We start from the raw sequence: 24814 nt of genomic DNA, 5'->3' as shown, positions 1-24814 counted from the left end.
CCCAGGGGACGCGCCTTCGCCACGATGAGGGTCAGCGGCGCACGCCGCGCGCCATGTCGCCGGCCAGCGCCATGATCGACTCACGGCCCGCGGCCTCGTCGGGCGCGTCGAGGATGCGGCGGATGAACGCCGACCCCACGATCACGCCGTCGGCGTAGCGGGCCACCTCGGCCGCCTGCGCGCCCGTGCCGACGCCCAGGCCCACGCACACGGGCAGGTCGGTGTGCTCGCGGGTGCGCTTGACCAGGCCCTCGGCCGCGGAGTTGACGCTCTCCCTGGCGCCCGTGACGCCCATCAGCGAGGCGGCGTAGACGAAGCCGGTGCAGCAGTCGACCACGGCCTTGATGCGCTCCTCCGTGGAGCTGGGCGCCACCAGGAAGACCGTGTCGATGCCCGCCTCGGCCGAGGCCCGGCGCCACGGCTCGGACTCCTCCGGCGTCAGGTCGGGCGTGATCGTGCCCACGCCGCCCGCGTTGGCCAGGTCGCGGGCGAACCGGTCGGCGCCGTAGCGGTCGATCGGGTTCCAGTACGTCATGACGAGCGTGGCGGCCCCGGTGGCGGCGACCCCTTCGACCGTGCGCATCACGTCGGCGATGCGGGTGCCGTTGACCAGCGAGCGGTGCACCGCGTCCTGGATCGTCGGGCCGTCCATCAGCGGGTCGGAGTAGGGCAGGCCGATCTCGATGACGTCGCAGCCCGCCTCGACCAGGGCCGCGGCGGCGGCGATCGCACCGTCCTTGGACGGGAAGCCGGCAGGCAGGTAGCCGACGAGCGCGGCCCGGTTGTCCGCCTTCGCCTTGGCGAAAACCGTCTGAAGAGTCGTCATGTCTGTCCGTTTCGAAGGTCGAGTCCCACCCATGATGCCCTGCCGCAGGCCGTCTCAGGGTGTTCCGCGCCGCGCGGGCGAGGGCGTCAGAGGTTGAAGTACTTCATCGCGGTGCCCATGTCCTTGTCGCCGCGCCCGGACAGGTTGACCAGGATCGTCGACTCGGGACCGAGCTCGCGGCCCAGCTTCAGCGCGCCCGCCAGCGCGTGGGAGGACTCGATGGCCGGGATGATGCCCTCGGTCCTGGCCAGCAGCGCGAACGCCGCCATGGCCTCGTCGTCGGTGACGCCGTGGTAGGTGGCGCGGCCGGAGTCCTTCAGCCAGGCGTGCTCGGGGCCGACGCCCGGGTAGTCGAGCCCGGCCGAGATCGAGTGGGACTCGATCGTCTGGCCCTCGTCGTCCTGCAGCACGTACGTGCGCGAGCCGTGCAGCACGCCCACCGAACCGGCGGTGAGGGTGAGCGCGTGCTCGCCGCTCTCCAGGCCGTGACCGGCGGCCTCGTAGCCGTGCAGGGCCACGCCCTCGTCGCCGATGAAGGCGTGGAAGATGCCGATGGCGTTGCTGCCGCCGCCGACCGCCGCGCACACCGCGTCGGGCAGCTTGCCGGTCAGCTCCAGCATCTGGCGGCGGGCCTCGACGCCGATGATGCGCGCGAAGTCGCGCACGATCTCGGGGAACGGGTGGGGGCCGGCGACGGTGCCGAACAGGTAGTGGGTGGTGTCGACGTTGGTCACCCAGTCGCGGAACGCCTCGTTGATGGCGTCCTTCAGCGTCTTGGAACCGTTGTGGACCGGCACCACGGTGGCGCCGAGCAGCTTCATCCGCGCCACGTTGAGCGCCTGGCGCTCGCAGTCGACGGCGCCCATGTAGATGACGCACTCCAGGCCGAGCAGGGCGGCCGCGGTGGCGGTGGCCACGCCGTGCTGGCCCGCGCCGGTCTCGGCGATCACCCGCTTCTTGCCCAGGCGCTTGGTCAGCAGCGCCTGGCCGAGCACGTTGTTGATCTTGTGGGCGCCCGTGTGGGTCAGGTCCTCCCGCTTGAGCACGACGCGCGCGCCGCCGGCCTCCTCGCTGAAGCGAGCCACGTCGGTCAGCGTGGTCGGCCGGCCCGCGTAGGTGCGCAGCAGGTGGTCGAACTCGCGCAGGAACTGCGCGTCGGTCTTGGCCTTCTCATAGACGGCGGCCACCTCGTCGAGCGCCGGGATGAGCGCCTCGGGCACGTAGCGGCCGCCGAAGATGCCGAACTTGCCGTGCAGGTCGGGGTCGTTGCCGTACGCGGCGCCGCCATCGAGGTCGGCGGCGCTGAGGATGGAGCCTTCGTTAGCCACTGCTATCCCTCTGCTGAGTGGTCGGGGCGCGTCGACGGGTGAGCGCCGGCGGTCACCAGCGCCTCCACCGCCTTGCGCGGATCCTTGCCGGTGACCAGGCTCTCCCCCACCAGGACGGCGTCGGCGCCACCCCTGGCGTAGGCGAGCAGGTCGTGCGGGCCGCGCACGCCCGACTCGGCGATCTTGATCACATTATCCGGGATCTTCGGCGCCAGCTTGGCGAAGACGTCACGGTCGACCTCAAGAGTCTTCAAATTACGCGCATTGACCCCGATGACCCGTGCCCCGGCGGCGACCGCCCGCTCCAGCTCCTCCTCGGTGTGCACCTCGACCAGCGGGGTGAGCCCGATGGACTCGGCCCGCTCGATCAGCGACACCAGCGCCTCCTGCTCCAGGCAGACGACCATCAGCAGCGCCAGGTCGGCGCCGTGGGCCCGGGCCTCCCAGAGCTGGTAGGAGGTGAGGATGAAGTCTTTACGCAGGATGGGGATGTCGACGCGGGCGCGGACGGCCGCCAGGTCCTCCAGGCTGCCCCCGAACTTGCGCCGCTCGGTCAGCACGCTGATCACGTGGGCCCCGCCGGCCTCGTAGTCGGCCGCCAGCGCGGCGGGGTCGGCGATGGCGGCGAGCGCGCCCTTGGACGGGCTCGACCGCTTGACCTCGGCGATCACCGAGATCCTGTCACCCCCGAGTGCGGCCATCGCGTCTCGGGGCCCCTGGGCCCGCTCGGCTCGCCGCTTGAGCTCGTCGATCGACACGGCCTGCTGACGTGCGGCGAGATCGGCGCGCACCCCTTCGAGGATGTCGTCGAGGACACTCGGTCCTTCCGTCCGCTCACTCACGCGCTTGGGGTCCCTCCGGTTGACAGTGGGGGTGGCAGAGAGTTCGCCTCGCGTCCGCTCTCGGCCTTGTCCTGCGATGGTATCGGCCCCACCGGGGTCACCTCGCCACAGGGCCCGTACTAGGGCGCGAGGAACGCCCCGAAGGGAAGGTTTCGGACGACCCAGTAGACCATCACGACCCCGATGAAGGCCCACAGCCACGCCGGATGCGCCAGAGTGGTTCGCCGCGGCCTGCCCTGCCAGGCCCGTACGACCCACCGCCCCCACCAGAACAGCAGGAACGGGATCATGGCCACGGCCAGCGGGTTGAGCCCGAGGGCGACCACCGGGTCGAGGTGGGCCAGCGCGTGGATGGTGCGCAGCGTGCCGCAGCCCGGGCAGTAGAGGCCGGTGACCCACAGGAACGGGCAGGTCGGGTAGTGGCCGGGCTGGTTGGGGTCGACCACGCCGACCACGCCGAACACGGCCCCCGCCGCGGCCGCAACACCGAGCGGCGCGAGCAGGCCCTTCAGCCGTCTCGTCCCCCGCCGCCCGGTTGTTGCGATGTTCATGCTCTCGGTGTCCCCGTCCGTCAGTAAGAGCCGTAGCTGCTCGTGGAGGCGGCGAGCAGGACGAACACCACCACGTAGAAGATGATGAGCAGCACGATGGCGATGATGCCGAAGATCAGGCTGCGCTTCCACCAGGTCTTGGCCTCCTCGGCGGCCTGCATGGCGCCCTGGTAGTCGCCGACCTGCCACTTGGAGTTGACCTGCGACGACTTCACGATCGCCACGATGCCGAGGGGCAGGCAGCAGAACAGGGTGGTGAGGAGCGCCGGGACCAGCTGGTTGTCCGGCGGGGTGCCGCCGCCACCGGGGCCGTAGCCGCCACCGGGGTAACCACCGGGCGGCTGGCCGTAACCGCCACCGGGGGGCTGGCCGTAGCCGCCGCCGCTCGGGGGCTGCTGACCGTAACCACCGGGGGGCTGCTCACCGTAGCCGCCGCCATTCGGGGGCTGCTGGCCGTAGCCGCCGCCGCTGGGGGGCTGCTGGCCGTAACCGCCACCGCTGGGGGGCTGCTGGCCGTAACCGCCACCACCGCTCGGCGGCTGCTGGCCGTAACCGCCGCCGGGCGGCTGGGCGCCGTAACCACCGTCGCCCTGGTTTCCGTAACTCATGCTCATGACTCCTCATGTCGTCATCGTGAAGCGAGTTGCGCGCGGCAGCCTAGCGAGAAAGCATCCCCTACGTGGACTAACGCCCACGTTGCGGACAATTCGTAATCACACCGCAAGCGAGGCGTCACGCTGCGCCCCGTCCGTTCACGAGTAGTCGCTGACGGAGGCCGCCGAGCCGAGGCCGATCAGGGTCAGCAGGGCCCCGCCCCACAGCAGGAAGAGCAGCACGAAGAGCACGACCATGATGTACGAGGTCACCAAACCGCCCATCGCCATGCCCTGGCCCTCCTCCCCCGTGCGCTTGATGCGGTTGAGCGCGATGTGACCGAGGATGACGCCGACGATGCTGGTCGCGCCGCAGGTGACCAGGCCGACGATGCCGAGGATGAGCGAGGCCACCGCCATGCCGTTGGTGGAGCGGGGCTGCTGGGGGGCGCCGTACTGGCCGTAGCCGGGCTGGCCGTAACCCTGCTGGCCGTAGCCGGGCTGGGCGTAGCCGCCGCTCGGGGGCTGCGGCTGCTGCCCGTAGCCGAGGGGCTCCTGGGGGTAGCTCGGCGGCTGCTGGTTGTAGCCGTAACCGCCGGGCGGCTGCTGGTTGTAGCCGCCGCTCTGGGGCTGCTGGCCATAGCCGCCACCGCTGGGGGGCTGCTGACCGTAACCGCCGCCACTCGGAGGCTGCTGACCGTAGCCGCCGGTGGGCGGCTGCTGGCCGTAGCCTCCGCCGGGTGGCTGCGCGCCGTAGCCCCCGCTGCCGCCCTGGTCCCCGTAGCTCATGAGCCTGGCTCCTCTTGTGTTCTCGGCGAGTTGCAACGGCAGCTTATTGAGAAAAGGTTTGCCAAGCAGACACAGGTTCAGAACCGTGGAGATTTCGTGACTACCGACCTCAACGGCGATCCGGGGACTCTGTCGGGTCGTCGCCGCGGTCGAGCGCGTCCCACAGCTCGCGGTCGTCATGGGCCCTGCGGGCGGAGGCCGCGACCGCGCCGCCCCGGTCGTCAGCCCGGTCGTCAGCCCGGTCGCCGGTTCCGTCTCCGCTTGTGGCGGCGGCCCTCTCGTAGCGGCCCGACATGCCCGTCCACCTGCCGCCGCGCACCACGGCCAGCACGCCGCCGGCCAGCAGCAGGAACGCGCCGAGCCCGGCCACGACCGGCCAGGCCGGCACCGGCTCCCAGGGCAGGCCGGCCATCGCGCGCATCGCGTTGTGCTCGCGCAGCCAGCCGGTGACGGTGGCCGAGGCCAGCGCCGACCACGTGCCCGCCGCCGCGCCCGCGCCGCAGAGCGCGACCAGCGCGCCGACGACCCTGCGCCCGGCGCCCTTGGTGGCCAGCACGGCCACCACGCCCGCGAGCCCCGCCAGCCCCAGCGGCGTGAGCACGGGGCTCAGGTCGCCGCCGGTGGGCGCCACCGCGTCGGCGGCCTGCCCGCCGAGCACCCGCACCCAGCCCCGGCCGGCCGCCAGCAGCACCAGGCAGCTGCCCAGGACGGTGAGCCCCAGCCACGCCCACAGCTCGCGCCGCCCGTTGTCGGAGGCCATCTCGCGGCCCTAACCGATCAGGCCGGCGTCGAAGCAGGTGTGGTCGCCGGTGTGGCACGCCGCGCCGACCTGGTCGACCTTGAGCAGGATCGTGTCGCCGTCGCAGTCGAGGGCCACGCTCTTGACGTGCTGGACGTTCCCGGAGGTGTCGCCCTTGACCCACAGCTCGTCGCGGCTGCGCGACCAGTAGGTGGCCCGGCCGGTGGTGAGCGTGAGGTGCAGCGCCTCGTCGTTCATCCAGGCCATCATGAGCACTTCGCCGGTGTCGTGCTGCTGGGCGACGGCGGGCACGAGGCCGTCCGCGTTGCGCTTCAGCCGTGCGGCGATCTCGGGGTCGAGGGACATGTTGCCATTCAACCAGCCCGCCCTCGTGCTCCCGCCTCCGGCTGGGCCAGCGCCTCGGACAAGGTGCCGTGGATCGGGAACAGGGCCGCCAGGTTCGTCCTGCGCAGCCGTCGCAGCACCTGGCCGTCGGAGGCCACCAGCGCCATCGTGCCGTTCCTGTCGCGCAACGCGGCGAGCTGGCGTACCAGCACCCCGAGCCCCGTGGTGTCGATGAAGGTCAACCCGGTCAGGTCGACCACCAGCCGCGGGCCGTACGCCTCCACCGCCTCGTCGAGGCACCTCCTGACCCGGTCGACGTTGTCGACGTCGACCTCGCCCGTGAGGCCGACCACCACGATCTCCCCGTGCCTGCTGTGCGTCGTCTCCAGAACGTCCACGCCCATGCCTTTCACGACCCTTCCTGGGCGGCCCCGCCGAAAACGTACACCGGCCCGCATCGGGTAACGGTGTGTTTTGCCGAGAACGCGCTACGTGATCGCGGGCATCACGGTAATTTCTAGGCGACGCGTGCTAGGGAGGACACATCGTGGTGCACGTCGCGGGCTCGGTCCTCGACCCGGATCTGGGGGACCACGTCTGCCTGCCGTTCGAGGGCGACCGGCAGCGCATGACGACGACCAGGCAGTTCACACTCAACGGGCTGCGCCGCCGGACCAAGGTGATGATCATCACCCATGCGGAGACCCCGGAGCAGACCCGGGGCTGGCTGGCGCCGCTCATCCCCGGGTTCGACGACGCCGAGGCCGCCGGGCAGGTGGAGATCCTCTCCTGCGCCGAGACGCACTTCACCGACGGCCGCCTCGACCCCGACCGCCTGCTGCACGGCCTGGCCGACGCCCACCACCGGGCGCGCAGGCACGGCCAGCACGGCGTCTACGCCCTGATCGACGCCTCCTGGGGAGCGCGCGACGCGCAGGCCCAGGCCGCCTTCGAGGCCGCGGCCAACGAGCTGTTCGGCGAGCGCTGGCTGGCCGCGGTGTGCCAGTACGACCGCGAGCTGTTCCCCCTCGACGCCATCGAACGGGCCACCGCGGTCCACCCCATCGCCCCCGAGCAGGCCCTGCTGCGCTTCGCCAACACCTCCTCCCCGCCGGGGCTGCGGGTGTGGGGCGACGTCGACCTCACCAACAGGCCGGCGTTCGGCTCGGTGCTGTCGCCGCTGGAGAAGGAGCCGGGGCAGGTCGTGATCGACGCCTCCCACCTCGACTTCATCGACGCCGGCTCGGCCCGGCTGCTGACCGTCACGGCCGCGGCCAGGCCCTACGGCTCGACCGTGGTCGTCTGCGCCGAGCGGGTGGCCCGGGTGCTCCGGCTGGTCAGGGCCGACACGCACGTCGTCGTCCGCCGGGTGGGCGATGGGTAGGCAGGTGCTCCGCGCGACCTTCGCGCGCGGGCGCATCACGTTCCTGCGCAGGGCCGTGGCCGAGCAGGCCGCCTACGAAGGGCTGAGCGGGCGGCGGCTGGAGGACTTCGTGCTGGCGGTCAACGAGGTCACCACCAACGCCGTCCTGCACGGCGGCGGCCAGGGGCGGCTGCGGTTGTGGTCGGGCGAGGGCCGGCTGTGGTGCGAGGTCACCGACCAGGGCCCGGGGCTGCCGCCCGGCTGGATGGGCGAGGCGCGCCCGCCCGCGGGGCTGGAGTTCCGCGGGCGGGGGCTGTGGCTGACCCGGATGTTGTGCGACCACATCACGATCGTGTCCGGCCCGGCGGGCACGAGCGTGACGTTCGCCGCCGCCCTCGACTAGGAGCCGCCGCGCTCGACGGGAAGCCGTCGCACCCGACCGGGAAACCGTCGCGCCCGGCTAGGAGTGCGCCGCCGAGACCCAGGAGGCGTGCAGACCGGCGTAGACGCCGGGCCGGCTGACCAGCTCGGCGTGCGGGCCGCGCTGCACCAGGCGTCCGGCGTCGAACACCAGCACCTCGTCGGCGTTCTCCGCCGTCGAGAGCCGGTGGGCGATCGAGACGGCGGTGCGGCCCCTGGTGACGCCCTCCAGCGCGCGGGCCAGGCGCACCTCGGTGGCCGGGTCGACGGCCGAGGTGGCCTCGTCCAGCAGCAGCAGGTCGGGGTCGGCGAGGTAGGCGCGGGCCAGGGCGACGAGCTGGCGCTCCCCGGCCGACAGCGACTCGCCGCGCTGGCCGACGGGCGTGTCCAGGCCCGCGGGCAGGCCCTCGACCCAGTCGGCCAGGCCGAGCTCGGTCATCGCGAGCTGGATCTCCTCGCGGGTCGCCGGCGGCCTGCCGTACCGGACGTTGTCCTCCAGGGTGCCGTCGAACAGGAAGCCGTCCTGGGGGACCATGACGATGCGTTCGCGCAGGGAGGAGAAGCGCACGTCGCGCAGGTCGTGGCCGTCCACGGTGACACGGCCCCCGACGGGGTCCATGAGCCGGGTCAGCAGCTTGGCGAACGTGGTCTTGCCCGACCCGGTCTCGCCCACGACGGCGATCCGCGAGCGCGGCGGGATCTCCAGCGAGACCTCGCGCAGCACGGGCGGCCCGCCCGGGTAGGAGAAGTGCACGTTCTCGAAGGCCACCGAGATCGGGCCCCGGGGCAGCAGCACGCCCTTCTCACCGGGGTCGGCGACGTCCGGCGGGGTGTCCAGGACGCCCAGGATGCGGCGGTACCCGGCCACCGCGTTCTGGGCCTCGTTCAGCACCTCGGTGGCGGTCTGCAGCGGCGAGACGAACAGCGTGACCAGGAAGAGGAAGGCCACCAGCTTGCCCGCGGTGATGTCGCCGGACACCCCGAGCCTGACCCCGAGCAGCACGATCCCGGCGATGGCCAGCGCGGCCACGATCTCGGTCAGCGGGAAGACGAAGCCCACGATGGTCTGGGCCTTGATCTGCGCGGCCCTGTTGGCGTCCACGGACCTGTCGATGCGTTCGGCGGTGCGCCGCTCGGAGGCGTAGGCCCTGATGACGGCGGCGCCGACGACGGACTCGCTGACCGCGGCGAGCATGTCGCCGGTGCGCTCGCGCACGGTCGTGTACGCCCGCGACAACAACCGCTGGAAGCGCGGCAGCGCGATCACCAGCGGGACGAAGCACGCCCACACCAGGAGCGTGAGCTGCCAGGAGTAGACCAGCATGAGCACGCTGGCCACGAAGAGCTGGCCGAACGCCACGATGATCATCAGCCCGCCCCACTGCATGAACGTGCTGATCTGGTCGATGTCGTTGGTGACCCGCGAGACCAGCGCGCCGCGCCGCTCGCTGTTCTGGGTGAGCACCGACAGGTCGTGCACGTGCCGGAACCCGCGGACGCGCAGGCTGGCCAGCGAGGACTCGGTGGCCTTGTACAGGCGCACGTTCATGATGTAGCCGGCCAGCGCGGTCAGCACCACCGCCGCGGCGCACACCAGGACGGCCCGGGTGATGTACGGCAGGTCCGGCGTGCCGGACTTGATGCCGGTGTCGATCGTCTGCTGCACCGCGATGGGCACGATGATCTTGCCGACGGTCGCCACGACGGCCAGCCCCAGCGTGCCGGCCAGCCCCTTGCGGAACTCGGGGGTGAGCGACAGGCCGTGCCAGATGGTGGCCAGCGCGGACCGCTCGACGTTGCCCTGGAGCGCCTCGCTCATGCGCTGACCTCTTCCTCTTCCTCTTCGGCGTCCTGGGCCGGGGCCAGGTCGATGGCGGCCCGTTCGGCCTCCTCGCGCTCGTAGGCGGTCACCAGGTTGCGGTATCCGAGGCAGCGTACGAGCAGCTCCTCGTGGGTCCCGCGGTCCACGACCCGGCCGTGGTCGAGGTAGACCACCTCGTCGGCCAGGGCGATGGTGGCCATGCGGTAGGCGACGACCACGACGGTGGAGGCGTGCGCGGTGTCCCGCAGCCCGTGCAGGATTCTGGCCTCGACCTGGGGGTCCACGCTGGAGGTGGCGTCGTCCAGGATGAGCAGGCGCGGGCGGCGGACGACCGCGCGGGCCAGGGCGATGCGCTGGCGCTGGCCGCCGGACAGCGACGCGCCGCGCTCGCCGACGCGGGTGTCCAGGCCGTCGCCCAGGCGGCCGACGAAGCCGTCGGCCTGGGCCAGGCGCAGCGCCGCCCACACGTCTTCGTCGCCGGTGTCCAGGCCGAGCGCGACGTTGCCGCGTACGGTGTCGTCGAACAGGAACGTCTGCTGGGGCACCAGCGCGGCGGAGGCGGCGATGGCGCCGTAGGGCAGGTCGCGCACGTCCACGCCGTCGAGCAGCACCTGCCCGGAGGCGGGGTCGACGAGCCGGGCGAGAAGCTGCACCAGCGTCGACTTGCCCGACCCGGTCGGCCCGACGAGGGCCACGGTACGGCCGGGCGGCACGTCGAAGGTGACGTCGTGCAGCACCTCGGCCTGGCCGTAGGCGTAGGACACGCCGGCGACCTTGAGCTCGGCGGGCCCGGACGAGGCCACCGGCGTGTCGCCGTAGTCCATGGAGCCTTCGGCGTCGAGCACGGCCTGCACCCGCTGCCAGCCGACGACGCTGCGCGGCAGCTCGGCCAGCACCCAGCCCAGCGCCCTGATCGGGAAGGCCAGCAGCGTGAACAGGTAGGCGACCTGCACCAGGTCGCCGGAGTCGATCGCGCCCGTGGACAGGCGCAGCGCGCCGACCGCGAGCACGGCCAGCACGCCGATCGTGGGCAGCGCCTCCAGCATGGGGTCGAACAGCCCGCGCACCCGGCCGACGGCGATGTTGGCGTCGCGCAGCTCGTGGGCGCGGCGGCGGAAGCGGTCGGTCTCCAGCTCCTCGCGGCCGAGGGTCTTGATGACCAGCGCGCCGTCGAAGCTCTCGTGGGCGATCTCGCTGACCTCGGCGCGCAGTTGTTGGGCGCGGGTGGCCAGGGGGCTGAGCCTGCGCTGGTAGATCAGGTTCAGCACGGCGATGGCCGGGAAGATCAGGAAGCCCACCAGGGCGAGCACGAGGTCGGTGAAGACCATGGCGATGGCCGCGGTGAACAGCATGACCAGCACGCCGACGGCCATCGGCAGCGGCGCGAGCGGCGCCCAGGCGGCCTCGGCGTCGGCGCTGGCGTTGGACAGCAGTTGCCCGGTCGGGTGCTGGTGGTGCCAGGACAGCGGCAGCCGCAGGTACTGCTTGGTCACGTCCCTGCGCGACCTGGCCTGCATGCGGTACTGCACGACGCCGGCCAGGATGCGGCGTCCGGCCACGCCGATCGCCTTCAGCAGCGCGGTGCCGACGATGAGCGCGGCCCCGGTCCACAGGGCGCCGGCGGCGGTCTCGCCCCGGTCGAAGGCGGGCAGCACCACGTTCTGCGTCGCCCAGCCCAGTGCCCAGGCGGAGGCGACGGTCATGCCGCCGTAGACCGCGCTGGCCAGCGCGGCCATCGCGAACACGGCTCTCTCCGTGCGAATGGCCACCCCAAGGACACGCAGCCCTTGACGCATGACGGCCGAGGTGACCTTGCTCGCCACTCGATATTTTTCCCTTCAAACGTCGAAATTTCTATCTATGTCCCTATCACGTCAGATCAGCTCCTTATTCCCACAGGTAGGCTTGGCCGGGTGACTCACGCTCGTGGCGAACGCGCCGCGCTCTGCGACCTGTTCGACCGGCTCGGTCCCGGCGCGCCCACCCTGTGCGAGGGGTGGAACACCTACGACCTGGCCGCCCACCTCGTGCTCCGCGAGCGCCGGCCGGACGCCATGGGCGGCATCGGGATCTCCGCGCTGGCGGGCTACACCGCCTCGGTCCAGAACGGCCTGAAGGCCAAGCACCCCTACCCCGAGCTGGTGGGCATCGTGCGCCGGCCGGGCGGCGTCTACGGGCTGCTGCCCTTCCTCGACACGGCGGTCAACACGCTGGAGTTCTTCGTCCACCACGAGGACGTGCGCCGCGCCCAGCCCGGATGGGAGCCCCGCGAGCTGCCGGCCGACCTCGACCGGCTCATCTGGAAGCGGGTGGCGGCGGGCGCCCGGCTCATGCTGCGCCGCTCGCCCGTGCGGCTGGTGCTGCGCCGCACCGGCGGCGGGGTCGCGCTCGGCGGGGCGCGGGAGGGCGCCAAGGTGCAGGTCACCGGCACGGCCCAGGAGCTCCTGCTGTTCTGCTTCGGCCGGCAGGCGCACGCCAGGGTGGAGCTGACCGGCGACGACCCGGCGGTGACCCGGGCAACCGAAGCCCGGCTCGGATTCTGACCGAAACCCTCGGCGCAGAAACCCTTCGTCTTAAACCTTCAGCACGTACGATGGCACAGGAAAGAAGCCCCCCGGTTAGGATCTTGGACATCTTCACAGAAGATGACCGTGATCGCCCAGATCCGGGTATATACGGCTGGGAATGGACTGCAGGAGGCCCCCCATGCAGGTCAAGAAGGTGGCTACGTACGTTCTGGTGGCGTTCGTGGTCTTCTACCTGTTCACCCGGCCGGCCCAGGCGGCGGCCGCGGTCAACGGCGTGTTTGATGGAATTGTCCAAGGAGCCAACCAATTGGCGGTCTTCTTTACGAACGTTCTGACCTGACGTTCGCGTTCTGTCCGCGCTGGGTGCTTCCACGCGCTGACAGATCGTGTTACGCAGGCAGGATGAGAGATCGCCCCAGCGGCACCAAGATCCATCAGCTCGATCCGCAGGCCCGGCGCGTCCTCGAACGGGCCGAGCTTGAGGGCGTCGAGCTGATCCGTTTCCTGTACGCCGACCACGGTGGCGTGGTCCGTGGCAAGGCGGCGTCCCGGTCCCGGCTGGCCGAACGGCTCAACTCGGGCATCGGGCACACGGTGGCCATGATGGCGATGAACATGCTCGACCAGCTCCAGGAGGTCGAGCATCTGGGTCCGGTGGGCGAGGTTCGCATTGTCCCCGACCCCGCCACGTTCGTCCCGTTGCCCCATGCGCCGGGCGCCGCCGCGATGCTGTCGGACCTTCGCCGTCCCGACGGCTCACCATGGGAAGCCTGCGCCCGCACGTTCCTCAAGGACGCCGTGGCGGAGCTGGCCGCCGACGGCTACCGGATCGAGGCGGCCTTCGAGCCCGAGTTCACGCTCGGCCGCCGCCTGCCCGACCCCGGTGGCGGCCCCGACCGGCTGGTGCCGCTCGACGACACTCTCTGCTATGCCAACACCGGCTTCGACACCGCGCACGACTACGCGATCAAGCTCGTCCGCGCCCTGGAGACCCAGGGCCTGCGCGTCGAGCACTACCATCCCGAGCTCGGCCCCGGTCAGCAGGAGCTGTCGGTGCGCCACGCCCCCGCGCTGCGCGCCGCCGACAACCACGTGCTCTACCGCGAGACCGTGCGCGGCGTCGCGATGCGCATGTCGATGTGGGCCTCGCTGGCTCCCAAACCCCTCGCCGACCAGGCCGGCAACGGCGCCCACCTGCACCTGTCGCTGTGGCGCGACACCCGGAACCTGTTCGCCGAGGACGGCGACGTGCGGACGGGCTTCATCGGCGGCCTGATCGCCCACCTGCCCGCCCTGACCGCCCTGACCTGCGGCAGCGTCAACAGCTTCCGCCGGCTCGTGCCCCGCATGTGGTCCAGCGCGTACGCGGTCTACGGCCCCGACAACCGGGAGGCGGCCGTGCGCGTGTGCTCACCGCTGGGCGAGAGCGGCGAGCCGAACCTGGAGCTGAAGCCGTCGGACTCCTCGGCCAACCCGTACCTGTCGCTCGGCGCGGTCATCCACGCCGGGCTCGACGGCATCCGGCGCAAGCTCGACCCGGGCGAGGCCGTGGACGTCGATCCCGACACCCTGCCCGGCCGCTACCAGCGCCTGCCCGGCTCGCTGGAGGAGGCGCTCGACGCGCTGGAGGCCGACGAGGTGCTCATGGAGGCGCTCGGGCCGTTGCGGCGCGAGGCGTACCTGGCGGTCAAGCGTTCGGAGGCGGCCGCGTTCGCCGCCCAGGACGTCTCCTACGAGCTCTACCACCACATGCGGGTGTTCTGAACCGGTCGCCGGCCTCGCGCGGGCGAGGCCGGCGGGCGGTCTCAGCGGACCGGGTGGCCCGCCATCCGCAGCGTCTCCTTGACGTCGCCGATCTTCAGCGTGCCGAAGTGGAACACGCTCGCGGCCAGCACGGCATCGGCCCCGGCCGCGATCGCCGGCGGGAAGTCCTCCAGCCGGCCGGCCCCGCCGCTGGCGATCACCGGCACCCGCACCGCCGTGCGCACCGCGCGCAGCAGCTCCAGGTCGTAGCCGTCGAGGGTGCCGTCGCCGTCCATCGAGTTGAGCAGGATCTCGCCCACGCCCAGCTCCTCGCCGCGCGCCGACCACTCCACGGCGTCGATGCCCGTGCCGCGCCGGCCACCGTGGGTGGTCACCTCGAACCCGCTGGGCATGCCCGGCGCCCGGCGCGCGTCGACCGACAGCACCACGCACTGCGCGCCGAACCGCCGCGACGCCTCGGTCAGCAGCTCGGGCCTGGCGATGGCCGCGGTGTTCAGGGACACCTTGTCGGCCCCGGCCCGCAGCAGCCGGTTGACGTCGTCGACCGCGCGCACGCCGCCGCCCACGGTGAGCGGGATGAACACCTGCTCGGCGGTGCGGCGCACCACGTCGAGCATGGTCTCCCGCTCGCCCGACGACGCGGTGATGTCGAGGAAGGTCAGCTCGTCGGCGCCCTCCTCGTCGTAGCGCCTGGCCAGTTCGACCGGATCTCCCGCGTCGCGCATGTTCTCGAAGTTGACGCCCTTGACGACCCGTCCGGCGTCGACGTCGAGACAGGGGATCACTCTTACCGCTACGGTCATGCTCGTAGTGCCTCGATTTCGATCTCGACCAGCATTCGAGGGTCGACCAGCCCGGCGACCCTCACTCCTGTGCAGGCGGGCCGCACGTGCCCGAAGACCTCGTAGATGGCCCGGCCGACGAGGTCGAAGTGGCGCTGCTCCACCACGTAGTAGCGGACCATGACGACGTCCTCGCGGGTCAGGCCGCCGACCTCGACGGCGTCGAGCGCGATGTCGATGGCGGTCAGGCTCTGCCGGTAGGCGTCGCCGACGTGACGCACCTCGCCGTCGATCGTGGCCGTGCACCCGGACACGATCACCCGCTCTCCCACGACCACGGCGCGGGCGTAGCCGTACTTCTCCTCCCAGATGCCGCCCGAAAACACCCTCGGACCGGTGCTTTCCATGCTGACGCTCATTCCGCCCCCTCCCGGCGAAGCTAAACGCGTACCGCGGCCAGCGCGTCCTCCAGAGTGAACGCGTGAGCGTACAGGGCCCTGCCCACGATGGCTCCCTCCACTCCGTCCGGGACGAGAGAAGCCAGTGCCACCAGGTCGTCAAGACTGGACACTCCGCCACTGGCGATCACGGGCTTGTCGGTGCGTGCGCAGATACGCCGGTAGAGGTCGAGGTTGGGGCCCTGGAGCATGCCGTCCTTGGTCACGTCCGTGACGACGTAGCGGGGGCAGCCGTCGGCCTCCAGGCGGTCGAGCACCTCCCACAGGTCGCCGCCCTCCTTCGTCCAGCCGCGGGCGGCCAGCGTGGTGCCGCGCACGTCGAGGCCGACGGCGATCCGGTCGCCGTGCTCGGCGATGATCTTGCGGCACCAGTCGGGGTTCTCCAGCGCGGCGGTGCCGATGTTGACCCGGCGGCAGCCGGTGGCCAGGGCGGCGGCCAGCGACTCGTCGTCGCGGATGCCGCCCGACAGCTCCACGTCGACGTCGAGCTTGCCGATCACCTCGCTGATCAGCTCCTTGTTGGAGCCCCTGCCGAAGGCGGCGTCGAGGTCGACCAGATGGACCCACTCGGCGCCCGCCTGCTGCCAGGCCAGCGCCGCGGCGAGCGGCTCGCCGAAGCCGGTCTCGGTCCCGGCCTCCCCCTGGACGAGGCGTACGGCCTGGCCATCGGCCACGTCCACGGCGGGCAGCAATACGAGCGACATTCAGGTCCTCCGGTCGAAAGCGAGGGTCACGACAACGGGTGCGAGCAGCAGGGAGAAGACGAACACGGCGAGGCTCAGCGCCGGCGAGCCCCACACCAGCCACACGATCGCCTGCACGATCAGGAAGCCGAGCGCCACCGCGACGTTCTGGGCGCGGTGGCGGCGGGCGATCAGGCCGCCCTGCCGGGCGAACCTGACCGGACGCGGGATCAGGCGGGCGGTCAGGGCGCGGCGCCGGGCCCGGCGCGCCTGCCGCTCCTCGTTGAGCCGGATCGCGCGCGCCCGCTCGGCCTCCCGCACGGCCCGCCGGCGCGCCCGCTCCTTGCTCATACCGTCTCTAGCCAGTTCCTCAGCAGGGCGGCTCCGGCGTCGCCGGACTTCTCGGGGTGGAACTGGGTGGCCATGAGCGGGCCGTTCTCGGCGGCGGCCACGAACGGAACGCCGTGCTCGGCCCAGGTCACCACGGGCGCGGCGAAGCCCTGGTCGGCCGGCTGGAGCTCCCATTCGCGCACGCCGTAGGAGTGCACGAAGTAGAAGCGGGTGTCGGCGTCGAGCCCGGCGAACAGCACGCTGTCGGCGGGCGCCTTGACCGTGTTCCACCCCATGTGCGGCAGCACGGGCGCCTCCAGCCGCTCGACCGTGCCCGGCCACTCGCCGCAGCCCTCGGTCTCGACGCCGTGCTCGACGCCCCTGGCGAACAGGATCTGCATGCCGACGCAGATGCCCAGCACCGGACGCCCACCGGCCAGGCGGCGGCCGATGACCCGGTCGCCGTGGACGGCCTTGAGCCCGGCCATGCAGGCCGCGAACGCGCCGACGCCCGGCACGACCAGCCCGTCGGCGTCGAGGGCCGCGTCGAAGTCGGCGGTCACGGTGACGTCCGCGCCCACCCTGGCCAGGGCCCGCTCGGCCGAGCGCAGGTTGCCCGAGCCGTAGTCGAGCACCACGATGTTCTTGCTCACCACCACAACACCCCCGCCGTGATCGCCATCGCCGCGCCGACCGCGCAGACCGCGGCGCCCACCTTGAGACCCTGCTTGGCCAGCGAGAACACCCCTCCGCCGAGGAACAGGCCGAGGAACACCATCACGCCGGCGATGAGATTGTCGGTCACAGCACGCCCTTGGTGCTCGGCACGCCCGAGGCGCGCGGGTCGAGCTCGGACGCCTCGCGCAGCGCCCTGGCCAGCGCCTTGAACTGGGCCTCGACGATGTGATGGGCGTTGCGCCCGTACGGCACGTGCACGTGCAGGCAGATGGCCGCCTGGGCCACCAGCGACTCCAGGATGTGCCGGGTCATCGTCGTGTCGTAGTCGGGGCCGATCATCGGGGCCATGCCCTCGGGCTCGCTGTGCACGAGGTACGGCCGCCCGGACAGGTCGACCGTGACCTGGGCCAGCGACTCGTCCAGCGGGCACGACGCGCTGCCGAACCGCCGGATGCCGGACTTGTCGCCCAGCGCCTGGCGGAAGGCCGCGCCGAGCGCCAGCGCGGTGTCCTCGATCGTGTGGTGGGCGTCGATGTGCAGGTCGCCCTCGGTCTTGACGGTCAGGTCGAACAGACCGTGCTTGCCGAGCTGGGCCAGCATGTGGTCGAAGAAGCCCACCCCGGTCGAGACGTCGACCAGGCCGGTGCCGTCGAGGCCCACCTCGACCAGGACCGAGGTCTCCTTCGTTGCCCGCTCCACGCGCCCTACGCGACTCACAGAACCTCCTCCATCGCGGCGCGGAAGGCCGCCATCTCCTCGCCGGTGCCGATCGACACACGCAGCCATTCTGGCGGGCCCACCTCGCGGATGAGCACGCCGTGCGCCAGCAGCCCCTCCCACACCGCGCGCCGGTCGGGGAACCGCCCGAACAGCACGAAGTTGGCGTCGGAGTCGGCCACCGACAGCCCCTTGCCGCGCAGCCACGCGACCGTGGCGTCCCGCTCCGCGCGCAGCGCGTCGACCGTGCCGAGCAGCTCGTCGCGATGGCGCAGGGCGACGCGCGCGGCCGTCTGGGTGAGCGTGGACAGGTGGTACGGCAGCCGCACCAGCAGCAGCGCCTGCACCACGGCCGGATGCGCGGCCAGGTAGCCCAGCCGCGTGCCGGCCATGGCGAACGCCTTGGACATCGTGCGGGTGACGATCAGCCTGGGGTGGCGCGGCAGCAGCGTCAGCGCCGACGGGGTGCCCTCGCGGGCGAACTCGGCGTAGGCCTCGTCGATCACCACCACGCCCGGGGCGGCGGCGAGCACCGCCTCGATCGTCGACAGCGGCTGCGCGGTGCCGGTCGGGTTGTTGGGCGAGGCCAGGAAGACGATGTCGGGCCGGTGCTCCTCGATCGCCGCGACGGCCTTGCCGGGGTCGAGCGAGAAGTCGTCCTCGCGCAGGGCGCCGATCCACTCGGTGCTGGTGCCGGTGGTGAGGATCGGGTGCATCGAGTACGACGGCTCGAACCCGATCGCGGTGCGCCCGTGGCCGCCGAAGGCCTGCAGGATCTGCTGGAGCACCTCGTTGGAGCCGTTGGCCGCCCACACCTGGTCGGGGCTCAGCCCGTGGCCCAGGTAGGCGGCCAGCTCGGCGCGCAGCCGCGTGGCGTCGCGGTCGGGGTAGCGGTTGAGCTCGCCCGCGTTCGCGGCGACGGCCTCGGCCAGGTCGGCGACCAGCGCGGGCGAGGGCGGATAGGGGTTCTCGTTGGTGTTGAGCCGGACCGGCACGTCGATCTGCGGCGCGCCGTAGGGCGAGCGGCCCTTCAGGTCGTCGCGGATGGGCAGGTCGTCGAGCGTCACGTCGGCGGGATTCACTCTGACTCCGTGGGGACTCGCCAGTCGAAACGGGCGCGGATCGCGGCGCCGTGCGCCGGCAGGTCTTCGGCGTCGGCCAGCACCGACACGTGGGCCGCCGCCTGGGCCAGCGCCTCGCGGGTGTAGTCGACGACGTGGATGCCGCGCAGGAACGACTGCACCGACAGGCCGCTGGAGTGGCAGGCGCAGCCACCCGTGGGCAGCACGTGGTTGGACCCGGCGAGGTAGTCGCCGAGCGAGACCGGCGCGTAGGTGCCGACGAAGATCGCCCCGGCGTTGCGCACCCTGGCCGCGACCTCGGCCGCGCCGGCGGTGTGGATCTCCAGGTGCTCGGCCGCGTACGCGTCGACGACCTTGAGGCCGTCGTCGATCGAGGAGACCAGCACGATGCCCGACTGCCGGCCGCCCAGCGCCTCGGTGATGCGCTCGGAGTGGCGGGTGGCCGAGACCTGGCCCGGCAGCTCCTTCTCGACCGCCTCGGCCAGCTCGGGGCTGGTGGTGACCAGGACGGCGGCGGCGATCGTGTCGTGCTCGGCCTGGCTGATCAGGTCGGCGGCGACGTGCACCGGGTCGGCGGTCTCGTCGGCCAGGATGGCGATCTCGGTGGGACCGGCCTCGGAGTCGATGCCGATGCGGCCCTTGAGCAGGCGCTTGGCGGCGGCGACCCAGATGTTGCCGGGGCCGGTCACCATGGTCGCGGGCGCGCACTCCTCGGTGCCGTAGGCGAACATGGCCACGGCCTGCGCCCCGCCCACGGAGTAGACCTCGTCGACGCCGAGCAGCGCGCACGCGGCCAGGATGGTGGGGTGGGGCAGCCCGCCGAACTCCTTCTGGGCGGGGCTGGTGACCGCCAGCGAGGCGACACCCGCCTCCTGGGCGGGGACGACGTTCATGACCACGCTGGAGGGGTAGACGGCCCGGCCGCCGGGCACGTAGAGGCCCACGCGGTCGACCGGCACCCAGCGCTCGGTGACCGTGCCGCCGGGCACGACCTGCGTGGTGGTGTCGGAGCGGCGCTGGTCGCGGTGGACCAGCCTGGCCCGCCTGATCGACTCCTCCAGCGCGGCCCGGACCCGGGGGTCGAGCTCGTCGAGCGCCCGGCGGATCGCGTCGGCGGGGACGCGGGCGGAGGCGATCTCGACACCGTCGAACCTGGCGGTCAGCTCCCGTACGGCTGCCGCCCCGCGATGGCGCACGTCGTCGCAGATGGGCCGCACCTTCTCCAGGGCGGCCTCGACGTCGAGCTCGGCGCGTGGCAGCACGTCGCGCAGGTTCTCCGGGAGGGAACCGCGCATGTCAATACGGGAAATCACCCTGACAGTCTACGGAGTCCGGGCCCCGCATCCGGTTCTGTCCAGAATGCGGGACGCAGGTGAGGCGGGTTACGGGGGGGGGGGGGGGGGGGGGGGGGGGGGGGGGGGGGGGGGGGGGGCGCGGGGGCCCGCCCCCCCCCCCCCCCCCCCCCCCCCCCCCCCCCCCCCCCGCCAGAGCCCCGGACCGGGCCAAGCCGGGGCCGAGAGGCCGTGACCGCCACGGGGGCGCGACCACGGCCAGGGGAATGGCTTGGCCCCCTTCTGCCCGGATCGCCCGGTGTCTAACATGCTGCGGCAAAGAAAACTCTGGGGGAGTTAAAAATAATCTTGCGACTGTTTGCCCCGCTCGGCGCGGCGAAGGCTCATCGTCACGCCTTTCGCATTACATGTCCATTATGTCCACTCGCTTACGCTGGGCGGCATGGGACAGTGGCGAGCCCCCGGCGGCATCCTGGTGGAGGCGATCATTCTCGACGATCGTCCACTGCTGCGCGTCTCGCACCGCGTCAACGGCCGGACGTACCTGCGCGGCTACTGCAAGACCGTCTCCGAACTGGGCGAACACGGCGTGGACCTCGGCGAACTGGTGGAAGACACCGCGCTTGACCATTTGTAGACCCCGGTCCGCCACTGTCGATCAACCCCCTGGGGTACGGCAGAGTCCATGGTGCGGCTGCCGGCCTACGCGCCGATGATGGCCCAGCTGGGCACCCTGACCTCCGTCCAGGGCCCCGGGTGGGCGGTGGAGATGAAGTGGGACGGCGTCCGCGCGCTCGCCTACGTCGAAGGCGGCTCGGTCCGCCTGATGTCGCGCAACAACAAGGACATCACCCCCGCCTACCCCGAACTCCAGCTCATGGCCGGCTCCACCGGCCGGCACGCGGCCGTGATCGACGGCGAGATCGTCGCCTTCGACGAGACCGGACGGCCCAGCTTCGCCGCCCTCCAGCCCCGCATGCACCAGCGCAACCCCGCCACCGTCGCCGAGCTGACCCGTGCGGTGCCGGTGACGTTCATGGCCTTCGACATCCTGCACCTCGACGACGACAGCGTGATCGGCCGCCCCTACAGCGAACGCCGCGAGCTGCTGGAGAACACCCTGCGGCCCGGCTTCCGCTGGGAGGTGCCCGTCTGGTTCGCCGACCACGCCGAGCGCGCCTTCGACTCCTCCCGCCAGCTCGGGCTCGAAGGCGTGGTGTGCAAGCGGCTCGGCTCCCCGTACCGGCCCGGCCGGCGCAGCGGCGAATGGACCAAGATCAAGAATGTCAGCGCCGCCGAGGTCGTGATCGGTGGCTGGCACCCCGGCGGCGGACGACGGTCGGGCATGATCGGCTCACTCCTGCTCGGCGCCCACGACCCACGCGGCCGCCTGCTCTACGTCGGCCACGTCGGCACCGGCTTCACCCAGCAGATGCTGCGCGACCTCCAGGACCTCCTCACCCCCCTGGAACGCCCCGACCCGCCCTTCGACGAGCCCGTCCCGCGCGAGCACGCCCGCCACGCGCACTGGGTCGAGCCCCGCGTCGTCGGCGAGGTCCAGTACGCCGAGGTCACCGGCGACGGCCGGCTGCGCCACCCCTCCTGGCGCGGCCTGCGCCCCGACCGCGAACCCGGAGAGGCGAGCACCGCCGAGTTCCTCGCCCCGGGGGACGCGGCGGCGGGCTGACCGCGACACGTCCCGTTTCACCACGGTAAGCGATGAAGTCGTGACTTACAGTGATCAGAATCGCTTCGGACTGATCAAGGGGACATCGTGTCGAAGACTCTGGTCACCACCCTGGCCACGCTCGCCGGCCTCTCGCTCACCGCCGCCCCCGCCACCGCCGAACCCCCGCCGCTCAAGGCCCACCCCCAGAGTCCCGGGGCGGCATCCTCCCCGCTCATGCGTCCCGGACGCGCCGCCCGCTACTGGACGCCCGGCAAACAGGCCGGCGCCAACTCCGCCCCCCTCCCCCTCGGCGCCGACTCCCCCGGCACCTTCCCCGTCGACGCCGGGGCCGCCGAGCGGCGCAGTGTGCCCGGCGCCAAACGCCTCACCCCCGGCGGCGACACCAACGGCTACGCCCGCGTGCGCCGGCCGTACACCGCCAGCGACAACAGCCGCGTCACCGGACGGCTGTTCTTCGTCAACGCCACCGGCCGCGACGACTCCTGCAGCGCCTCGGTCGTCCGCTCGGCCAGCAGGCTCCTCGTCATCACCGCCGCCCACTGCGTCTACAGCAGCCCCGACGGCTCGGCGACGGGCCACTGGCACACCAACTTCGCCTTCGTCCCCGCCTACGACGGCCGCGCCGCCACCACCGAGCAGCGCGAACCGTACGGCAGGTGGGGCGGCCGGCGCGCCTGGAAGCCCGACGCCTACACCGGGCGGACCGGCGGCGACTGGAACTCCGTCTACGACGTCGCGCTCGTCGAGGTCGGCGGCAGGAAGCGCACCCTCCAGGACACCGTCGGCGCCCTCACCCCGCTGCGCAACGAGGGCGGCCGCTTCACCATCGCCACCTCCGGCTACCCCGGCGTGCTCGGCCGCCGCCCCTACGACGGCCGCGACCAGCTCTGGTGCCTGGGCCGCACCCGGCAGGCCCACGGCGAGGACACCGCCGGCGACATGCTCGCCGCCCGGCTGGCCGGACCCGGCGACCGCGCCGGACGGATGGAGACCGACAACTGCCACATGGCCAAAGGCCACAGCGGCGGGCCATGGGTCGTGCGCGGCAGCAGCGACCTGGTCGGCGTCCTGTCGTCCGGCAAGGAGGACGGCGAGCCCGACGGCAACTCCGTCGCCACCGCGCTCAACGCGGAAGGCTACGGCGCCATCGTCGGCGAGGCCGACCCCCAGGGCGTCTACGACTCCCTCTCCCTCGACGCCGCCGGCCCCGCCGCGCCCGTCCGCCGGGGCGGCACCGCCACCGTCACCGCGACCGTCACCATGCGCGGGCTCATGGCCGCCGCCCAGGTGCCCGTCACCCTCACGCTCCCGGACGGCGCCACCCTGACCGCCGTCGCCGGCGCCTCCTGCCACCACGGCGACCACCGGGCCGACTGCACGATCGACGTCATCCACCCCGGCCGCCCGGTGCGCATCACCGCCAAGGTCGCCGTCGACCGCGACGCCGACGCCGCCCTCCCGGTCACCATGCACGTCACCTCGACCCGCCTCGACCCTGCCCAGCGCGACAACTCCGCCGTCCTGCGCCTGCGCACCGCCACCTTTTAGACGGGCTCCCGCAGCGTCCGCGCCAGCAGCCAGGCCAGCACCGGGAAAGCGACCAGGCAGGCCAGCGCCGTCCTGAGCGTGGTGGCCTCGGCGCCCGCGCCCACCAGCGGGCCCGGCGCCAGCACCACCCCGGCCACGGCGGGCACCGCCGCCGCGTACGCCACCCGCATCGCCGGCACCCTCCCCCACCGGCCCGCCAGCCGGCCACCCAGCACCGTGCCCGCCGCCCCGCCCGCGAACAGCACGAACAACGCCACCGCGCCCGCCGCGCGAAACCCCGGCCAGTCGTCACGGCCCGCCGCCCGCGACCGGATGCTGTTCACGGCTCCGATGATTTCCCGGGCCCGATCTGGCCTGCTTCCGATAAAATGCCAATCCATGCCGAATATCCGCCACACCCCCGTGGCGCCCACCGGCCGCCGCCCCCTGGCCCCCGGCACGGGCATCGACGCCCACCGGCACGACACCCACCAGATCGCCTACGCATGCGCCGGCATGGTCACCGTCACCACCGACGCCGGCACCTGGGTCGCCCCCGCCAACCGCGCGATCTGGATCCCCGCCGGCACCGTGCACGAACACCGCGCCCACGGCACCACCGACCTGCGCCTCATCGGCCTCACCGGCGACCCGGCCGGGCCGGCCCGGCCGGCCGTGCTCGCCGTCGGCCCGCTGCTGCGCGAGCTCATCATCGCCTGCACCGACGACGACGCCCCCGAGGGCGACGAACGCGAACGCCTGACGGCCGTCCTGCTCGACCGGCTCAGACGCGCCCCCGAGCAGCCCTTCCACGTGCCCGCCGCCCGCGACCCGCGCCTGGCCGCCGCATGCGCGGCCCTGCACGACGACCCCGCCGACGGGCGCACCCTGGCCACCCTCGCCGCCCGGGCCGGCACCAGCGGGCGCACCCTCGCCCGGCTGTGCCGCCGCGAGCTCGGCATGAGCTTCCCCCAGTGGCGCACCCAGCTCCGCCTGCACCACGCCCTGCTGCTGCTCGCCGACGGCCTGCCGGTGACCGTGGTCGCCCATCGCTGCGGCTGGGCCTCGGCCAGCGCGTTCATCGACGTCTTCCGGCGGGCGCTCGGGTACACACCGGGCCGCGCCTTTACATTGTAGATTCGCTACAATCGTTCGACGTGAGCAAAACCAAAGGCAAGGGCGGCGGCACCCCGGCCACCATGGCGCTGACCAAGGCCAAGGCCGACTTCACGCTCCACCCCTACGATCACGACCCCAACGCCCAGGCCTACGGCGAGGAGGCGGCCGACGCGCTCGGCGTGCCCTACGAGCGCATCTTCAAGACGCTCGTCGCCGAGGTCGAGAGCGGCCTCGCGGTGGCGGTCGTGCCCGTGTCGGGCAAGCTCGACCTCAAGGCCCTGGCCTCGGCGCTGGGCGGCAAGCGGGCCGCCATGGCCGACGCGGCCAAGGTCGAGCGGGTGACCGGCTACGTGGTGGGCGGCATCAGCCCGCTCGGCCAGCGCAAACAGCTCCCGACCGTGGTCGACTCCTCGGCGCTCGACTTCGAGACGATCTACTTCTCGGCCGGCCGGCGCGGGCTCCAGATCGAGACCGCCCCCGACAACCTGATCACCCTCACCCGCGCGGCCACCGCCCCCATCGGCAAGACGGGCTGAGCGTCCCGCC

Annotated in this window: 31 protein-coding genes; 10 read left to right on the top strand and 21 right to left on the bottom strand. The window is 72.4% G+C overall.

Annotated features, from left to right (window positions below; genetic code table 11):
- Nucleotides 1-31: 31 nt before the first annotated feature.
- The 9 genes from trpA to ACIA8R_RS16875 form a co-directional block, all read right to left on the bottom strand.
- A complete protein-coding gene (trpA, locus tag ACIA8R_RS16915) occupies nt 32-826 on the bottom strand; it encodes a tryptophan synthase subunit alpha (RefSeq protein WP_357704371.1) in 795 nt (264 codons plus the stop codon).
- Nucleotides 827-912: 86 nt separating this feature from the next.
- Nucleotides 913-2154: a tryptophan synthase subunit beta gene (trpB, locus tag ACIA8R_RS16910; protein WP_397039064.1), complete on the bottom strand. Its 1242-nt coding sequence runs from the start codon at nt 2152-2154 to the stop codon at nt 913-915.
- A 2-nt stretch (nt 2155-2156) separates the two neighbouring features.
- On the bottom strand, nt 2157-2996 hold the full coding sequence (gene trpC / locus ACIA8R_RS16905; protein ID WP_125630391.1) for an indole-3-glycerol phosphate synthase TrpC: 840 nt from the start codon (nt 2994-2996) through the stop codon (nt 2157-2159).
- 119 nt (nt 2997-3115) lie between these two features.
- The gene (locus ACIA8R_RS16900) at nt 3116-3547 is read right to left on the bottom strand and encodes a DUF2752 domain-containing protein (protein ID WP_397039063.1); all 432 of its coding nucleotides are present in this window, start codon (nt 3545-3547) and stop codon (nt 3116-3118) included.
- A 20-nt stretch (nt 3548-3567) separates the two neighbouring features.
- Nucleotides 3568-4155 (bottom strand): CD225/dispanin family protein, encoded by a 588-nt coding sequence (locus tag ACIA8R_RS16895; RefSeq protein ID WP_397039061.1) that lies wholly within the window; start codon nt 4153-4155, stop codon nt 3568-3570.
- A 144-nt stretch (nt 4156-4299) separates the two neighbouring features.
- Nucleotides 4300-4929 (bottom strand): DUF4190 domain-containing protein, encoded by a 630-nt coding sequence (locus tag ACIA8R_RS16890; RefSeq protein ID WP_364092732.1) that lies wholly within the window; start codon nt 4927-4929, stop codon nt 4300-4302.
- A gap of 109 nt (nt 4930-5038) precedes the next feature.
- Nucleotides 5039-5689, bottom strand: a complete 651-nt coding sequence (locus ACIA8R_RS16885) for a TIGR02234 family membrane protein (RefSeq protein ID WP_397039060.1) — start codon at nt 5687-5689, stop codon at nt 5039-5041.
- Nucleotides 5690-5698: 9 nt separating this feature from the next.
- A complete protein-coding gene (gene hisI / locus ACIA8R_RS16880) occupies nt 5699-6034 on the bottom strand; it encodes a phosphoribosyl-AMP cyclohydrolase (protein WP_357704361.1) in 336 nt (111 codons plus the stop codon).
- An 8-nt stretch (nt 6035-6042) separates the two neighbouring features.
- Nucleotides 6043-6417, bottom strand: a complete 375-nt coding sequence (locus ACIA8R_RS16875) for an STAS domain-containing protein (RefSeq protein ID WP_364092761.1) — start codon at nt 6415-6417, stop codon at nt 6043-6045.
- A gap of 143 nt (nt 6418-6560) precedes the next feature.
- On the opposite strand from ACIA8R_RS16875, the gene ACIA8R_RS16870 reads away from it, so the two are divergent.
- Nucleotides 6561-7397 (top strand): MEDS domain-containing protein, encoded by an 837-nt coding sequence (locus tag ACIA8R_RS16870; RefSeq protein WP_364092738.1) that lies wholly within the window; start codon nt 6561-6563, stop codon nt 7395-7397.
- Nucleotides 7390-7779: an ATP-binding protein gene (locus tag ACIA8R_RS16865; protein WP_352326361.1), complete on the top strand. Its 390-nt coding sequence runs from the start codon at nt 7390-7392 to the stop codon at nt 7777-7779. The genes ACIA8R_RS16870 and ACIA8R_RS16865 overlap by 8 nt, the downstream gene beginning before the upstream one ends.
- A gap of 57 nt (nt 7780-7836) precedes the next feature.
- On the opposite strand, the gene ACIA8R_RS16860 is transcribed toward ACIA8R_RS16865, so the two are convergent.
- Both ACIA8R_RS16860 and ACIA8R_RS16855 read right to left on the bottom strand, forming a co-directional pair.
- On the bottom strand, nt 7837-9615 hold the full coding sequence (locus ACIA8R_RS16860; protein WP_397039058.1) for an ABC transporter ATP-binding protein: 1779 nt from the start codon (nt 9613-9615) through the stop codon (nt 7837-7839).
- Nucleotides 9612-11414, bottom strand: a complete 1803-nt coding sequence (locus tag ACIA8R_RS16855; protein ID WP_364092763.1) for an ABC transporter ATP-binding protein — start codon at nt 11412-11414, stop codon at nt 9612-9614. Before ACIA8R_RS16855 ends, ACIA8R_RS16860 begins: the two co-directional genes overlap by 4 nt.
- Nucleotides 11415-11531: 117 nt before the next feature.
- Here ACIA8R_RS16855 and ACIA8R_RS16850 point away from each other — a divergent pair, with 117 nt between their 5' ends.
- From ACIA8R_RS16850 to ACIA8R_RS16840, 3 genes are all read left to right on the top strand, one after another.
- Nucleotides 11532-12161 (top strand): TIGR03085 family metal-binding protein, encoded by a 630-nt coding sequence (locus ACIA8R_RS16850; RefSeq protein ID WP_397039056.1) that lies wholly within the window; start codon nt 11532-11534, stop codon nt 12159-12161.
- 163 nt (nt 12162-12324) lie between these two features.
- Nucleotides 12325-12486: a hypothetical protein gene (locus ACIA8R_RS16845; RefSeq protein WP_185844438.1), complete on the top strand. Its 162-nt coding sequence runs from the start codon at nt 12325-12327 to the stop codon at nt 12484-12486.
- A gap of 62 nt (nt 12487-12548) precedes the next feature.
- Nucleotides 12549-13910, top strand: a complete 1362-nt coding sequence (locus tag ACIA8R_RS16840; RefSeq protein WP_397039055.1) for a glutamine synthetase family protein — start codon at nt 12549-12551, stop codon at nt 13908-13910.
- Between the two features lie 41 nt (nt 13911-13951).
- Here ACIA8R_RS16840 and hisF read toward each other — a convergent pair whose 3' ends face one another.
- Genes hisF through hisD form a run of 9 tightly spaced genes read right to left on the bottom strand, consistent with a single transcriptional unit; the run spans nt 13952 to nt 19953 of the window.
- Entirely contained in the window at nt 13952-14713 is a 762-nt protein-coding gene (gene hisF, locus ACIA8R_RS16835; RefSeq protein ID WP_357704351.1) for an imidazole glycerol phosphate synthase subunit HisF, read from the bottom strand.
- Nucleotides 14710-15099, bottom strand: a complete 390-nt coding sequence (locus ACIA8R_RS16830) for a Rid family hydrolase (protein WP_352326354.1) — start codon at nt 15097-15099, stop codon at nt 14710-14712. Before ACIA8R_RS16830 ends, hisF begins: the two co-directional genes overlap by 4 nt.
- A gap of 32 nt (nt 15100-15131) precedes the next feature.
- The gene (gene priA / locus ACIA8R_RS16825; protein WP_397039053.1) at nt 15132-15854 is read right to left on the bottom strand and encodes a bifunctional 1-(5-phosphoribosyl)-5-((5-phosphoribosylamino)methylideneamino)imidazole-4-carboxamide isomerase/phosphoribosylanthranilate isomerase PriA; all 723 of its coding nucleotides are present in this window, start codon (nt 15852-15854) and stop codon (nt 15132-15134) included.
- On the bottom strand, nt 15855-16184 hold the full coding sequence (locus tag ACIA8R_RS16820; protein WP_357704347.1) for a hypothetical protein: 330 nt from the start codon (nt 16182-16184) through the stop codon (nt 15855-15857).
- Nucleotides 16181-16816 carry an imidazole glycerol phosphate synthase subunit HisH gene (gene hisH / locus ACIA8R_RS16815; RefSeq protein ID WP_397039051.1) on the bottom strand — a complete coding sequence of 212 codons (636 nt, stop codon included), beginning with the start codon at nt 16814-16816 and terminating at the stop codon, nt 16181-16183. The genes ACIA8R_RS16820 and hisH overlap by 4 nt, the downstream gene beginning before the upstream one ends.
- The gene (locus ACIA8R_RS16810; RefSeq protein ID WP_357704343.1) at nt 16813-16968 is read right to left on the bottom strand and encodes a hypothetical protein; all 156 of its coding nucleotides are present in this window, start codon (nt 16966-16968) and stop codon (nt 16813-16815) included. Before ACIA8R_RS16810 ends, hisH begins: the two co-directional genes overlap by 4 nt.
- Nucleotides 16965-17558 carry an imidazoleglycerol-phosphate dehydratase HisB gene (gene hisB, locus ACIA8R_RS16805; protein WP_357704341.1) on the bottom strand — a complete coding sequence of 198 codons (594 nt, stop codon included), beginning with the start codon at nt 17556-17558 and terminating at the stop codon, nt 16965-16967. Before hisB ends, ACIA8R_RS16810 begins: the two co-directional genes overlap by 4 nt.
- Nucleotides 17555-18640, bottom strand: coding sequence for a histidinol-phosphate transaminase (locus tag ACIA8R_RS16800; protein WP_357704339.1), 1086 nt, complete (start codon nt 18638-18640; stop codon nt 17555-17557). Before ACIA8R_RS16800 ends, hisB begins: the two co-directional genes overlap by 4 nt.
- Complete coding sequence (gene hisD / locus ACIA8R_RS16795; protein WP_357704337.1) at nt 18637-19953, bottom strand: histidinol dehydrogenase; 1317 nt, start codon at nt 19951-19953, stop codon at nt 18637-18639. Before hisD ends, ACIA8R_RS16800 begins: the two co-directional genes overlap by 4 nt.
- A gap of 421 nt (nt 19954-20374) precedes the next feature.
- Between hisD and ACIA8R_RS16790 the strand changes: the two genes are divergently transcribed.
- From ACIA8R_RS16790 to ACIA8R_RS16780, 3 genes are all read left to right on the top strand, one after another.
- Nucleotides 20375-20569, top strand: a complete 195-nt coding sequence (locus ACIA8R_RS16790) for a hypothetical protein (protein WP_357705417.1) — start codon at nt 20375-20377, stop codon at nt 20567-20569.
- Between the two features lie 48 nt (nt 20570-20617).
- Nucleotides 20618-21619: a non-homologous end-joining DNA ligase gene (ligD, locus tag ACIA8R_RS16785; protein ID WP_397039049.1), complete on the top strand. Its 1002-nt coding sequence runs from the start codon at nt 20618-20620 to the stop codon at nt 21617-21619.
- 87 nt (nt 21620-21706) lie between these two features.
- Nucleotides 21707-23170 (top strand): trypsin-like serine peptidase, encoded by a 1464-nt coding sequence (locus tag ACIA8R_RS16780; RefSeq protein WP_397039047.1) that lies wholly within the window; start codon nt 21707-21709, stop codon nt 23168-23170.
- Here ACIA8R_RS16780 and ACIA8R_RS16775 read toward each other — a convergent pair.
- Nucleotides 23167-23493: a hypothetical protein gene (locus ACIA8R_RS16775; RefSeq protein ID WP_397039046.1), complete on the bottom strand. Its 327-nt coding sequence runs from the start codon at nt 23491-23493 to the stop codon at nt 23167-23169. The two genes, ACIA8R_RS16780 and ACIA8R_RS16775, sit on opposite strands and share 4 nt — an antisense overlap.
- Nucleotides 23494-23548: 55 nt before the next feature.
- Between ACIA8R_RS16775 and ACIA8R_RS16770 the strand changes: the two genes are divergently transcribed.
- Both ACIA8R_RS16770 and ybaK read left to right on the top strand, forming a co-directional pair.
- On the top strand, nt 23549-24286 hold the full coding sequence (locus ACIA8R_RS16770; protein WP_397039044.1) for an AraC family transcriptional regulator: 738 nt from the start codon (nt 23549-23551) through the stop codon (nt 24284-24286).
- A gap of 62 nt (nt 24287-24348) precedes the next feature.
- Nucleotides 24349-24804, top strand: coding sequence for a Cys-tRNA(Pro) deacylase (ybaK, locus tag ACIA8R_RS16765; protein ID WP_357705423.1), 456 nt, complete (start codon nt 24349-24351; stop codon nt 24802-24804).
- Nucleotides 24805-24814: the final 10 nt, after the last annotated feature.

It is taken from the genome of Nonomuraea sp. NPDC051191, assembly GCF_044455665.1.
In the GTDB taxonomy this organism is placed as follows: domain Bacteria; phylum Actinomycetota; class Actinomycetes; order Streptosporangiales; family Streptosporangiaceae; genus Nonomuraea.
This window is presented reverse-complemented; position numbering and strand designations above follow the sequence as displayed.